We start from the raw sequence: 12,868 nt of genomic DNA, 5'->3' as shown, positions 1-12,868 counted from the left end.
GGCCGCGCCCGCCCGTTCACGACCCAGGAACCCCATGCCCCGCGGCCGGTATTCGCTCCACGATCCGCACGATCACACCTCCCTCGGCGAAGAACACTTCCAGTGCGCGCCCGGCCCCTCCGGCTGGCGCTACGTCGCCCAACGCACGACCCCCTCCGGCGCCCCCATGGGCTCCGTCGACCTCGCCCTCGACGAACTGGGACGCCCCATCCGGCTCGAACTGCGTGCGTCGGACTGGCAGGTCCGCGGCGCGGCCCTCGACGGCGTCACCTGGGTCCGCACCGACCCCACCGGAACCCATGCCACCGAAGGCAATGTGCGCGCCCACGCCTTCACCGGCACGTCCCCGGCGTTCCTCGTCGCCACCGCTCGTCTCCTGCGCCTCACCCCCTCCTCAGCCGCGACACGCGTACGCCTCCTCGCCCTCACGGATCCGGTCCTCGCCCCCCGCACCGTGGACCAGTCCTGGGCCTTGGTCCAAAGAGAAGCACACGCCACTGACAACGGGCCCCTGACCGTGGAGTCGTACCAGGTCACCGCCCTGGACACCGGCGAGCAGCACACCGTCCACCTCACCGGCGACGTGGTCCTCGAAGCCCCCGGCATCGAGCTGGAGGACCTGGAGTCACCCCCGTCCGCCTTCACCTGATCCGGGGCCCCGGCCCCGTCGGGCTCAGGCGGGCGGCACGAACCCGGTGGAGGGCCGGTCCGCCCGCGGCTCCCGCCCGGCGTCCGCCAACGGCGCCGCCTGCCACGCCGCCGGAGCGGCGCCGGAGCCCGAGCCGGGAGGCGCGGCGGGAGGGGCAGGAGGGGCGGCCGGTGCCGCGTAGGCCTGCGGAGACGCGGCCGTACCGGGCACGTCCCCGTTCCCCGGCGCGCCCGCCCGCTCACCCGCGACCACCCCCGCGCCACTCGTCGGCCGCGCCTCCCGCATCCGGCGTTCGTGCACCACTGCCGCCAGGAACGCGGCCGGTGGCAGGTCAGGCGGCACCGGCGCCCCCGTACGCGCGGCGACATCGGCCGCGAGCCGCTCAGCCATCCCCCAGCCCACCACCGGATCCAGTTGCGGCATCCGCGTCAGGTACTGCCGCACCGTGAGCCACAGTCCGTCCGGCACCGCCGAGAGGTCCAGACCGGAGAACCGCCCCACCAGCCAGGGCGGGGGAGGCGGCACGAAACCCGTGCCCCCCGCCGGGATCCGCTCCCGCACGACCAGCGTCCCGGCGAACACGTCACCGAGCCGCCGCCCCCGCGCCGACACGAGGGAGGCGATACAGGCCACGACGCCGAACGTCATGAGGATCTCCACCATCCCGATCGCCCCCCGCACGAGCGCGTGCCGAAACCGGATCGGCCCCCCGTCGTCCCGCACCACCCGCAGCCCGCACGCGAGCTTCCCGAGCGACCGCCCGTGGCTCAGGGTCTCCACCGCGATGGGCCCGCCCACCAGCACCAGCAGGAACACGGCGATCGACAGGGCGATCTGCGCCGCCTCGTCGAGCCCCGAGCCGGCCAGCACCACCACGATCATCACGACGATGTACGTCAGCACCGTCACGCCCAGGTCCAGCGCCACCGCCAGCACCCGGCTCGGCAGCCTCGCGGGCCGCAGCTCCAACGCCACGGCCTCACCCGTCACCAGCTCGCTCACACCGCGTTCCTTCCCTGGCCCACCCCACGTCCGGCCAGTCTGCCAAGCTGAGAGCGCGAAGCACCGCAGTACGACAAGCTGACGTACGGTGCGGGGCGCCGGCCGACCGCGGGACGAACGGACCAGGAGGGGCAGCACATCCATGGACCTCGACGTCTTCGCGTCCGCGCACCGTGCCGAATGGGACCGCCTCGACAGCCTGCTGCGCCGTAGGCGCCGCCTGACCGGGGCCGAGGCCGACGAACTCGTCGCCCTCTACCAGCGCGCCGCCACGCACCTGTCACTGATCCAGTCCAGCGCCCCCGACCCGCAGCTCACCGGTCGGCTCAGCCGACTCGTCGCACGAGCCCGGGCAACCGTCACCGGCACCCGCCGCGCCTCCTGGCGGGACGTCGTCCGCTTCCTGACGACGGGGTTCCCCGCCGCCGTCTACCGCTCACGTCACTGGTGGGTACCCACCGCGCTGCTCTCCACGGCGGTGGCTGCGCTCCTGGGGTGGTGGATCGGCACCCACCCGGAGGTGCAGTCCACGATCGCCGCCCCCAGCGACCTGCGGGAGCTCACCCGGCCCGGGGGCGAGTACGAGACCTACTACTCGAGCCATCCGGCGGCCTCCTTCGCCGCCCAGGTCTGGACGAACAACGCCCAGGCCGCCGCGCTCTGCCTGATCCTGGGCGTCTTCCTGTGCCTTCCCGTCCTGTGGATCCTCTTCCAGAACATGCTCAACCTGGGGGTGGGCCTCGGTCTGATGTCCTCCGCGGGCCGACTCGACACCTTCCTCGGACTCGTCCTCCCGCACGGCCTGCTCGAACTGACGGCCGTCTTCGTCGCCGCCGGCACCGGGCTGAGGCTCGGCTGGACACTCGTCGACCCCGGCCCGCGGTCCCGCCGCACCGCAATGGCGGAGGAGGGTCGCGCCGCCCTCGGTATGGCGCTGGGACTCGCCCTCGTCCTGTTCGTCTCAGGGGCCATCGAAGGCTTCGTGACCCCGTCCGGCCTGCCCACCTGGGCCCGTATCGGCATCGGCGTCGTCGCCGAGCTCGCCTTTCTGACCTACGTCTTCGTCCTGGGCGGCCGCGCGACACGTGACGGTGTCACCGGGGACCTCGACGAGACCGGGCGGAGCGCCGAGGTCCCCACCGCGGCCTGATGTGCGGGCACGCGTGCCGAGCTGCTACTGTCTTCTCCGCCCCACCGCTTTCGTTGACACGAAGCGCACGGGGAGGTAGATTCGAACAGTTGCCTGGAACTGGATCGACGATGTCGAGTCCGGCCGGCGGCCAGCAGGAAACTATCTGCTTCTCGAGACGTTGATAATTGCGACTTCGATGAAGCCACCCTCCGAATGGTTCAGAACGAACGGCCGGTCAATGCGGCCCGGAACCTCTGATAAAGTCGGAATCGCCGGAAAGGGAAACGCGAGAGCGGGAACCTGGAAAGCACCGAGGAAATCGGACAGCGAAAACGTCTGATAGAGTCGGAAACGCAAGACCGAAGGGAAGCGCCCGGAGGAAAGCCTGAGAGAGTCTCTCGGGTGAGTACGAAGGAAGCGTCCGTTCCTTGAGAACTCAACAGCGTGCCAAAAGTCAACGCCAGATATGTTGATACCCCGTCTCCAGCGTCTGCTGGGGCGAGGTTCCTTTGAAGAAAACACAGCGAGGACGCTGTGAACGGCTGGGCTTATTCCGCCTGGCTGTTCCGCTCTCGTGTGTGTTACCGGGATTACCCGGAAGCATTCACGGAGAGTTTGATCCTGGCTCAGGACGAACGCTGGCGGCGTGCTTAACACATGCAAGTCGAACGATGAACCACTTCGGTGGGGATTAGTGGCGAACGGGTGAGTAACACGTGGGCAATCTGCCCTGCACTCTGGGACAAGCCCTGGAAACGGGGTCTAATACCGGATACAACCACTGACCGCATGGTCGGGTGGTGGAAAGCTCCGGCGGTGCAGGATGAGCCCGCGGCCTATCAGCTTGTTGGTGAGGTAGTGGCTCACCAAGGCGACGACGGGTAGCCGGCCTGAGAGGGCGACCGGCCACACTGGGACTGAGACACGGCCCAGACTCCTACGGGAGGCAGCAGTGGGGAATATTGCACAATGGGCGAAAGCCTGATGCAGCGACGCCGCGTGAGGGATGACGGCCTTCGGGTTGTAAACCTCTTTCAGCAGGGAAGAAGCGAAAGTGACGGTACCTGCAGAAGAAGCGCCGGCTAACTACGTGCCAGCAGCCGCGGTAATACGTAGGGCGCAAGCGTTGTCCGGAATTATTGGGCGTAAAGAGCTCGTAGGCGGCTTGTCACGTCGGTTGTGAAAGCCCGGGGCTTAACCCCGGGTCTGCAGTCGATACGGGCAGGCTAGAGTTCGGTAGGGGAGATCGGAATTCCTGGTGTAGCGGTGAAATGCGCAGATATCAGGAGGAACACCGGTGGCGAAGGCGGATCTCTGGGCCGATACTGACGCTGAGGAGCGAAAGCGTGGGGAGCGAACAGGATTAGATACCCTGGTAGTCCACGCCGTAAACGGTGGGCACTAGGTGTGGGCAACATTCCACGTTGTCCGTGCCGCAGCTAACGCATTAAGTGCCCCGCCTGGGGAGTACGGCCGCAAGGCTAAAACTCAAAGGAATTGACGGGGGCCCGCACAAGCGGCGGAGCATGTGGCTTAATTCGACGCAACGCGAAGAACCTTACCAAGGCTTGACATACACCGGAAAGCATTAGAGATAGTGCCCCCCTTGTGGTCGGTGTACAGGTGGTGCATGGCTGTCGTCAGCTCGTGTCGTGAGATGTTGGGTTAAGTCCCGCAACGAGCGCAACCCTTGTCCCGTGTTGCCAGCAACTCTTCGGAGGTTGGGGACTCACGGGAGACCGCCGGGGTCAACTCGGAGGAAGGTGGGGACGACGTCAAGTCATCATGCCCCTTATGTCTTGGGCTGCACACGTGCTACAATGGCCGGTACAATGAGCTGCGATACCGTGAGGTGGAGCGAATCTCAAAAAGCCGGTCTCAGTTCGGATTGGGGTCTGCAACTCGACCCCATGAAGTCGGAGTCGCTAGTAATCGCAGATCAGCATTGCTGCGGTGAATACGTTCCCGGGCCTTGTACACACCGCCCGTCACGTCACGAAAGTCGGTAACACCCGAAGCCCGTGGCCCAACCCGCAAGGGAGGGAGCGGTCGAAGGTGGGACTGGCGATTGGGACGAAGTCGTAACAAGGTAGCCGTACCGGAAGGTGCGGCTGGATCACCTCCTTTCTAAGGAGCACTTCTAGGCTGTTTCGGCAGTCCAGAGGCCAGTACATCGGCGAATGTCCGGTGCTGGTTGCTCATGGGTGGAACGTTGACTACTCGGCCGGATGTTCGGGTCGGAGGCTGTTAGTACTGCTCTTCGGAGTGTGGAACGCATGATCTTCGGACGGGTTCTGGTCGGGCACGCTGTTGGGTGTCTGAGGGCATGGCCGTGAGGCTGGGTCTTCGGGATGCCGGCCCCAGTGAACTCGCCCTTAGGGGTGGGGTGGTGGGTGGTTGGTCGTTGTTTGAGAACTGCACAGTGGACGCGAGCATCTGTGGCCAAGTTTTTAAGGGCGCACGGTGGATGCCTTGGCACCAGGAACCGATGAAGGACGTGGGAGGCCACGATAGTCCCCGGGGAGTCGTCAACCAGGCTTTGATCCGGGGGTTTCCGAATGGGGAAACCCGGCAGTCGTCATGGGCTGTCACCCGCTGCTGAACACATAGGCAGTGTGGAGGGAACGCGGGGAAGTGAAACATCTCAGTACCCGCAGGAAGAGAAAACAACCGTGATTCCGGGAGTAGTGGCGAGCGAAACCGGATGAGGCCAAACCGTATGCGTGTGAGACCCGGCAGGGGTTGCGTGTGCGGGGTTGTGGGATCTCTCTTTTACGGTCTGCCGGCCGTGAGACGAGTCAGAAACCGTTGATGTAGGCGAAGGACATGCGAAAGGTCCGGCGTAGAGGGTAAGACCCCCGTAGTCGAAACATCAGCGGCTCGTTTGAGAGACACCCAAGTAGCACGGGGCCCGAGAAATCCCGTGTGAATCTGGCGGGACCACCCGCTAAGCCTAAATATTCCCTGGTGACCGATAGCGGATAGTACCGTGAGGGAATGGTGAAAAGTACCGCGGGAGCGGAGTGAAATAGTACCTGAAACCGTGTGCCTACAAGCCGTGGGAGCGTCGGAGCAAGGCTTGCCTTGTTCTCGTGACTGCGTGCCTTTTGAAGAATGAGCCTGCGAGTTTGCGGTGTGTTGCGAGGTTAACCCGGGTGGGGTAGCCGTAGCGAAAGCGAGTCCGAATAGGGCGTTTGAGTAGCACGCTCAAGACCCGAAGCGGAGTGATCTAGCCATGGGCAGGTTGAAGCGGCTGTAAGAGGTCGTGGAGGACCGAACCCACCAGGGTTGAAAACCTGGGGGATGACCTGTGGTTAGGGGTGAAAGGCCAATCAAACTCCGTGATAGCTGGTTCTCCCCGAAATGCATTTAGGTGCAGCGTCGTGTGTTTCTTGCCGGAGGTAGAGCACTGGATAGGCGATGGGCCCTACCGGGTTACTGACCTTAGCCAAACTCCGAATGCCGGTAAGTGAGAGCGCGGCAGTGAGACTGTGGGGGATAAGCTCCATGGTCGAGAGGGAAACAGCCCAGAGCATCGACTAAGGCCCCTAAGCGTACGCTAAGTGGGAAAGGATGTGGAGTCGCAGAGACAACCAGGAGGTTGGCTTAGAAGCAGCCACCCTTGAAAGAGTGCGTAATAGCTCACTGGTCTAGTGATTCCGCGCCGACAATGTAGCGGGGCTCAAGCGTACCGCCGAAGTCGTGTCATTCATACATGAGGGCCAACGCCCGTATGGATGGGTAGGGGAGCGTCGTCTGCCGGGTGAAGCAGCCGCGTAAGCGAGTTGTGGACGGTTGACGAGTGAGAATGCAGGCATGAGTAGCGATTCACACGTGGGAAACGTGTGCGCCGATTGACTAAGGGTTCCTGGGTCAAGCTGATCTGCCCAGGGTAAGTCGGGACCTAAGGCGAGGCCGACAGGCGTAGTCGATGGATAACCGGTTGATATTCCGGTACCCGCTGTGAAGCGTCAAACATCGAGCATCGTGATGCTAAGGCCGTGAAACCGCCCCTGATCTCTTCGGAGTGAGGGGGAGTGGTGGAGCCGCCGGCCCAAGCGGTTAGTAGGTGAGTGATGGGGTGACGCAGGAAGGTAGTCCATCCCGGGCGGTGGTTGTCCCGGGGTAAGGGTGTAGGCCGGACGGTAGGTAAATCCGCCGTTCATCAAGGCTGAGACCTGATGCCGAGCCGATTGTGGTGAAGTGGATGATCCTATGCTGTCGAGAAAAGCCTCTAGCGAGTTTCATGGCGGCCCGTACCCTAAACCGACTCAGGTGGTCTGGTAGAGAATACCGAGGCGTTCGGGTGAACTATGGTTAAGGAACTCGGCAAAATGCCCCCGTAACTTCGGGAGAAGGGGGGCCATGTCTGGTGAGCCGTCTTGCACGGTGAGCTGGGGGTGGCCGCAGAGACCAGCGAGAAGCGACTGTTTACTAAAAACACAGGTCCGTGCGAAGCCGTAAGGCGATGTATACGGACTGACGCCTGCCCGGTGCTGGAACGTTAAGGGGACCGGTTAGTCACTCTTCGGGGTGGCGAAGCTGAGAACTTAAGCGCCAGTAAACGGCGGTGGTAACTATAACCATCCTAAGGTAGCGAAATTCCTTGTCGGGTAAGTTCCGACCTGCACGAATGGCGTAACGACTTCTCGACTGTCTCAACCATAGGCCCGGTGAAATTGCACTACGAGTAAAGATGCTCGTTTCGCGCAGCAGGACGGAAAGACCCCGGGACCTTTACTACAGTTTGATATTGGTGTTCGGTTCGGCTTGTGTAGGATAGCTGGGAGACTGTGAAGCTCGGACGCCAGTTCGGGTGGAGTCGTCGTTGAAATACCAGTCTGGTCGTGCTGGATGTCTAACCTGGGTCCGTGATCCGGATCAGGGACAGTGTCTGATGGGTAGTTTAACTGGGGCGGTTGCCTCCTAAAGGGTAACGGAGGCGCCCAAAGGTTCCCTCAGCCTGGTTGGTAATCAGGTGGTGAGTGTAAGTGCACAAGGGAGCTTGACTGTGAGACCGACGGGTCGAGCAGGGACGAAAGTCGGGACTAGTGATCCGGCGGTGGCTTGTGGAAGCGCCGTCGCTCAACGGATAAAAGGTACCCCGGGGATAACAGGCTGATCTTCCCCAAGAGTCCATATCGACGGGATGGTTTGGCACCTCGATGTCGGCTCGTCGCATCCTGGGGCTGGAGTCGGTCCCAAGGGTTGGGCTGTTCGCCCATTAAAGCGGTACGCGAGCTGGGTTTAGAACGTCGTGAGACAGTTCGGTCCCTATCCGCTGCGCGCGTAGGAGTCTTGAGAAGGGCTGTCCCTAGTACGAGAGGACCGGGACGGACGAACCTCTGGTGTGCCAGTTGTTCTGCCAAGGGCATGGCTGGTTGGCTACGTTCGGGAGGGATAACCGCTGAAAGCATCTAAGCGGGAAGCCTGCTTCGAGATGAGGACTCCCACCCACTTGATGGGGTAAGGCTCCCAGTAGACGACTGGGTTGATAGGCCGGATCTGGAAGCCAGGTAACTGGTGGAGGTGACCGGTACTAATAGGCCGAGGGCTTGTCCTCAGTTGCTCGCGTCCACTGTGTTGGTTCTGAAACCACGAACGATCAGACCGTGTTTTGTTACCGGTTGCTGGTTGTGTTTCATAGTGTTTCGGTGGTCATAGCGTAGGGGAAACGCCCGGTTACATTCCGAACCCGGAAGCTAAGCCTTACAGCGCCGATGGTACTGCAGGGGGGACCCTGTGGGAGAGTAGGACACCGCCGAACAAATATTGGAGAAAGCCCCCGTGCCATTGGCACGGGGGCTTTCTTGTTTTTGTGGCGTCTGTCTGGGCGCGTTCACAGACGGCCGGCCGCCTTGAGGGACAAATAGGCGTCCGCCAGTGCCGGCGCCAGGTTGTCCGGCGTCGCGTCGACGACGGTGACGCCGTGGCGGCGCAGTTGCTCCGCCGTGTGTGCGCGTTCCGCCTGGGCCTTGGAGGCCGCCGCGGCCTCGTAGACCGCGTCGATTCTGCCCCGGCCCTTGGCCATGGCCGTGAGGTGAGGGTCGGAGACCGAGGCCAGCAGGACGGTGTGGCGTCGGGTCAGGCGGGAGAGGACCGGCAGGATGCCCTCCTCGACCGGGGCGGCGTCCAGGCTTGTGAGCAGGACGATCAGGGAGCGGCGCGGTGCGGTGCGCAGGGCCGTGGCGGCCATGCCTCGGGCGTCGAGTTCGACGAGTTCGGGTTCCAGGGTCGCCATCGCGTCGACCAGGGACGGGAGGAGGTCACGCGTGGTGCGGCCCTGTACGAGGGCGCGGACGGCCCGGTCGTGGGCCAGGAGGCCGACGCGGTCGCCGGCGCGGGAGGCCAGGGCGGCCAGGAGGAGTGCCGCGTCCATGGAGGCGTCCAGGCGCGGGATGTCGCCGACCCGGCCGGCCGAGGTGCGGCCGGTGTCCAGGACCAAGAGGATGTGGCGGTCGCGTTCGGGGCGCCAGGTGCGTACGGCGACGGTGGTGCCGCGGGCGGTGGCGCGCCAGTCGATGGAGCGGGTGTCGTCGCCCGGGACGTAGTCCCGCAGGCTGTCGAACTCGGTGCCCTCGCCGCGGGTGAGGACGCTGGTGCGGCCGTCGAGCTCGCGCAGGCGGGCGAGTTTCGAGGGCAGGTGCTTGCGGCTGGTGAACGGGGGGAGCACGCGCACGGTCCAAGGAACCTTGTGGGTGCCTTGGCGGGCGAACAGGCCGAGGGGGCCGTAGGAGCGGAGGGTGACGCGGTCCGCGTGGCGGTCGCCGCGGCGGGTGGGGCGCAGGCGGGTCGTGACGCGACGGCGTTCGCCGGGCGGGACGGCCAGGTGGTGGCGTGAGGCGGCGGCCTCGGTGCCCGGCTGCCAGCTGCTGGGGGGCCAGGCGTCGCGGAGGCGGGCGCGCAGCGGCCGACCGGTGGGGTTGGTGACGGTGAGCGTCACGTCGGCCGGTTCGCCGAGGCGTACGGAGGTGGCGCCCGAGCGGGTCAGGCCCAGGCGCCGGACGGGTGCTGCAAGGGCGTAGTCGCAGGCGCAGGCCAGGGCGAGGGGGCCGTTGACGGCGAGGATGCCCGTCCAGCCGGGTGCCCAGAGTCCGACCGGGAGCGTGCCGAGGGCCGCGAGGAGCGCGGCGCGTCCGGTCAGCGCCATCAGCGCGGCACCGGGACGTGGGACAGGATCGCGGTGATGACCGCGTCGGCGCTCACGCCCTCCATCTCGGCCTCGGGGCGGAGTTGGACGCGGTGGCGCAGGGTGGGCAGTGCGAGTGCCTTGACGTCGTCGGGGATGACGTAGTCGCGGCCGGTCAGCCAGGCCCAGGCGCGTGCGGTGGCGAGCAGGGCGGTGGCGCCGCGGGGGGAGACGCCGAGGGCCAGCGAGGGCGATTCGCGGGTGGCGCGGCAGAGGTCCACGACGTAGGCGGTGATCTCGGGGGAGATCGTCGTCGCGGCGATGGCGGTGCGTGCCGCTTCGAGGTCCTGGACGGTGGCGACGGGGCGTACGCCGGCGGCGCGCAGGTCGCGCGGGTCGAAGCCCTGGGCGTGGCGGGTGAGGACGTCGATCTCGTCCTGGCGGGTGGGCAGCGGGATCGTCAGTTTGAGGAGGAAGCGGTCCAGTTGGGCTTCGGGGAGGGGGTAGGTGCCCTCGTGCTCGACCGGGTTCTGGGTGGCGGCGACGAGGAAGGGCTCGGGGAGCGGGCGGGGGGTGCCGTCGACGGTGACCTGCCGTTCCTCCATGGCCTCCAGCAGGGAGGACTGGGTCTTGGGCGGGGTGCGGTTGATCTCGTCGGCGAGGAGGAGGTTGGTGAAGACGGGGCCCGGCTGGAAGGAGAACTCGGCGGTGCGGGCGTCGTAGACCAGGGAGCCGGTGACGTCGCTCGGCATCAGGTCGGGGGTGAACTGGACGCGCTTGGTGTCCACTTCGAGGGCGGCGGCGAGGGCGCGGACGAGCAGCGTCTTCGCGACACCGGGGACGCCTTCGAGCAGGACGTGTCCGCGGCAGAGCAGGGCGACGACGAGGCCGGTCACGGCGGGGTCCTGGCCGACCACGGCCTTGGCGATCTCGGTGCGCAGGGCCTCGAGGGAGGCCCGGGCGGTGTCCGAGCGGCCGGCTTGCCCGGTGTGCCCGGCGTTGTCAGTGGTCGGGTCCATCATGGACGGCGTACCTCACTTTCGAGGGCGTCGAGTCGGTCGGCGAGGGCGATGAGTGCTGCGTCGTCGCCGGGTGCGGGGCCGAAGAGGAGGGTGTGCAGGGCCGGTCCGTCGCCGTGCGGGCGGGCGGCGAGGGCGGGGATCAGGACCTCGGGCGTGTGTGCCCGGGCCGGGGGGACGCCGACGAGGGGGGCGAGCCGGGTGCGGGTGGTGGAGCGAAGAGCGGCGGCGGCGCGGTCACGGGCGTCGGTGCGGCGGTAGAGGCGGGCGCGGCCTTCGGTGGTCTCGGAGGCGCGAATCGCGACGGGGAGTTTCTCGGGCACCAGGGGGCCGAATCGGCGTGCCCTCCACAGAGCGGCGAGGGCGGCGGCGAGGAGGAGTTGCAGCGTGGCCCAGAGCCAGCCCCGCGGGATGAGGTCGAAGAAGGAGCGGTCGCCCGCGTCGGTGGCCGAGTCGTCGGAGAGCGAGGGGAGGTACCAGACGAGATGGGGCCGGGAACCGAGGAGTTGCAGGGCGAGGGAGGCGTTGCCCTCGTCGTCGAGGCGGTCGTTGTAGAGGATGTCGGGCGCGCCGAGGAGCACGGTGTCGCCGGGGCGGGTGGTGCCGGTGTCCTCATCGCGGGCCGGGAGGACGACGAGGGTGGCCAGGCCGTCGCTGGGGTAGCACAGGTCGGCGCGGGTGTCGTCGGTGGTGTAGCGGAGGCCGCCGGTGTCGGCGGGCCCCGCGCGCCGGGCGGCCGGCAGGGTGCAGTCGGGGGCGAGTGTCGAGTCGAAGCTCGGGGCGGCGTCGGCCCGGACGCCGGGGGCGAGGGTGTCGAGGGACGGTGTGCCGGGGGCGACGAGGAGCGTGCGGCCGCCGGAATCGCGGATCGCCTCGTGCAGGCCGCGCTGCTGGGGGGTGGTCAGCAGGTCGGGCGAGGCGACGAGGAGGGTGGTGTCGGGGCCGGCGGCGGCGCGGGCCGCGGCGAGGGTGGTGACGACGCGGGTGGACACACCCCGGTCGTTCAGGAGTTCGGCGACGGCGCGGCTTCCGGAGCGGTCGGCGGAGCGTGGGTCCAGGCGGCCGTGGTCGGCGCCGGAGCGGATCACGGCGATGGCGGCGCCGGCGGCGAGCAGGACGAGCAGCGCGAGCAGGATGCCCCGGGTGCGGGTCCACACCTGACGGGCGGTGGGCGAGACGGAGGTGCCCTGCGGGGTGTTCCGGTGCGCGTCCGTGGAGGGGGGCGCGGTGGTCATCCGGCGGCACCCCCGCGGGGGCCGTGGTGCGGGGTGCCGGGGGCGCTCGCGGCGAGTTGGGGGCGGGCGTGTGCGAGGTCCTCGTCGAGGTCGGCGAGGCGGCGGTACGTGGCCTCGTCCGCGGTGCGGCCGCCGTATGCGACGTCGTCGAAATCGCGGGCGGCGGCATGGAGGCGGCTCGCGTGGCCGGGGAGGGGGCGGGCGGCCTCGGCGGCGGCCTCGTCGGCGGTCCTGCCGGGGCGGGGGTCGAGCAGTGCCCGTTCCTCCAGGGCGCGGACGAGGGCGCGCATGCGTTCCTGGACCGCGGTGTTCCAGTGGCCCCGGGCGGCGTGCGCCGCGGCGGCCGAGCGGTGTTCGGCGGCGCTGCGGGGCCGGTCGTCGAAGAGGGCGGGGACGGAGGCGGAGGTCCGGCGGGGGGTGCCCAGTCGCCACCACAGGGCGGAGAGCAGGGCGAGGACCGCGAGAAGGATGACGACCAGTCCGGCGGTGCCGCCCGGCGCGGCCGAGGAGGCGGCGCCGAGCAGGCGGTCGAGCCAGTCCCAGAAGGCGTCGAGGACGCGCTGGAGCAGGCTGGGGTCGTCCTGGTGGTACATCGGCTTGGTCAGCTCGCGACGGGCGGCCCCCCGCGCCGGGTCGCGCGGGACCGTCAACGGCGGAGTGTCCTCGCCCGCCCGCCACATGGCGGGCAGCAGAGCCGGCCCT

General features: G+C 67.2%; 7 protein-coding genes and 3 rRNA genes. 5 read left to right on the top strand and 5 right to left on the bottom strand.

The window, feature by feature from the left end:
* The first annotated feature begins 34 nt into the window (after positions 1-34).
* Positions 35-649, top strand: coding sequence for a hypothetical protein (locus tag OHB09_RS12635; RefSeq protein ID WP_191890638.1), 615 nt, complete (start codon positions 35-37; stop codon positions 647-649).
* 24 nt (positions 650-673) lie between these two features.
* On the opposite strand, the gene OHB09_RS12630 is transcribed toward OHB09_RS12635, so the two are convergent.
* The gene (locus OHB09_RS12630) at positions 674-1,651 is read right to left on the bottom strand and encodes an RDD family protein (RefSeq protein ID WP_328921991.1); all 978 of its coding nucleotides are present in this window, start codon (positions 1,649-1,651) and stop codon (positions 674-676) included.
* A 142-nt stretch (positions 1,652-1,793) separates the two neighbouring features.
* Between OHB09_RS12630 and OHB09_RS12625 the strand changes: the two genes are divergently transcribed.
* The 4 genes from OHB09_RS12625 to rrf all read left to right on the top strand — a co-directional run bounded on the left by OHB09_RS12625 (position 1,794) and on the right by rrf (position 8,550).
* Positions 1,794-2,801: a stage II sporulation protein M gene (locus tag OHB09_RS12625; RefSeq protein ID WP_328921990.1), complete on the top strand. Its 1,008-nt coding sequence runs from the start codon at positions 1,794-1,796 to the stop codon at positions 2,799-2,801.
* A 585-nt stretch (positions 2,802-3,386) separates the two neighbouring features.
* Positions 3,387-4,910, top strand: a 16S ribosomal RNA gene (locus OHB09_RS12620).
* Between the two features lie 313 nt (positions 4,911-5,223).
* Positions 5,224-8,346 (top strand): 23S ribosomal RNA (locus tag OHB09_RS12615).
* Between the two features lie 87 nt (positions 8,347-8,433).
* Positions 8,434-8,550 (top strand): 5S ribosomal RNA (gene rrf, locus OHB09_RS12610).
* The 16S, 23S and 5S rRNA genes sit together here, the layout of an rRNA operon.
* A 72-nt stretch (positions 8,551-8,622) precedes the next feature.
* On the opposite strand, the gene OHB09_RS12605 is transcribed toward rrf, so the two are convergent.
* The 4 genes from OHB09_RS12605 to OHB09_RS12590 are packed head-to-tail and all read right to left on the bottom strand — an operon-like array spanning position 8,623 to position 12,846.
* The gene (locus OHB09_RS12605) at positions 8,623-9,933 is read right to left on the bottom strand and encodes a DUF58 domain-containing protein (RefSeq protein ID WP_328921989.1); all 1,311 of its coding nucleotides are present in this window, start codon (positions 9,931-9,933) and stop codon (positions 8,623-8,625) included.
* On the bottom strand, positions 9,933-10,931 hold the full coding sequence (locus OHB09_RS12600; RefSeq protein ID WP_319352310.1) for an AAA family ATPase: 999 nt from the start codon (positions 10,929-10,931) through the stop codon (positions 9,933-9,935). The genes OHB09_RS12605 and OHB09_RS12600 overlap by 1 nt, the downstream gene beginning before the upstream one ends.
* A complete protein-coding gene (locus OHB09_RS12595; protein WP_328921988.1) occupies positions 10,931-12,166 on the bottom strand; it encodes a DUF4350 domain-containing protein in 1,236 nt (411 codons plus the stop codon). Before OHB09_RS12595 ends, OHB09_RS12600 begins: the two co-directional genes overlap by 1 nt.
* Positions 12,163-12,846, bottom strand: coding sequence for a DUF4129 domain-containing protein (locus OHB09_RS12590; RefSeq protein ID WP_328923015.1), 684 nt, complete (start codon positions 12,844-12,846; stop codon positions 12,163-12,165). Before OHB09_RS12590 ends, OHB09_RS12595 begins: the two co-directional genes overlap by 4 nt.
* Between the last annotated feature and the right edge of the window lie 22 nt (positions 12,847-12,868).

This window comes from Streptomyces griseoaurantiacus (genome assembly GCF_036189845.1).
Taxonomy (GTDB): Bacteria; Actinomycetota; Actinomycetes; order Streptomycetales; family Streptomycetaceae; genus Streptomyces; species Streptomyces griseoaurantiacus.
Note: the sequence above shows the minus strand (reverse complement) of the source record. Positions and strands in the feature narration are given on the sequence as shown.

What these genes read in the sequence shown, in the direction of transcription:
- OHB09_RS12600 (WP_319352310.1), bottom strand. Translation starts at nt 10,931, where the DNA reads ATGGACCCGACCACTGACAACGCCGGGCACACCGGGCAAGCCGGCCGC.
- OHB09_RS12590 (WP_328923015.1), bottom strand. Translation starts at nt 12,846, where the DNA reads ATGTGGCGGGCGGGCGAGGACACTCCGCCGTTGACGGTCCCGCGCGAC.
- OHB09_RS12595 (WP_328921988.1), bottom strand. Translation starts at nt 12,166, where the DNA reads ATGACCACCGCGCCCCCCTCCACGGACGCGCACCGGAACACCCCGCAG.
- OHB09_RS12635 (WP_191890638.1), top strand. Translation starts at nt 35, where the DNA reads ATGCCCCGCGGCCGGTATTCGCTCCACGATCCGCACGATCACACCTCC.
- OHB09_RS12625 (WP_328921990.1), top strand. Translation starts at nt 1,794, where the DNA reads ATGGACCTCGACGTCTTCGCGTCCGCGCACCGTGCCGAATGGGACCGC.
- OHB09_RS12605 (WP_328921989.1), bottom strand. Translation starts at nt 9,933, where the DNA reads ATGGCGCTGACCGGACGCGCCGCGCTCCTCGCGGCCCTCGGCACGCTC.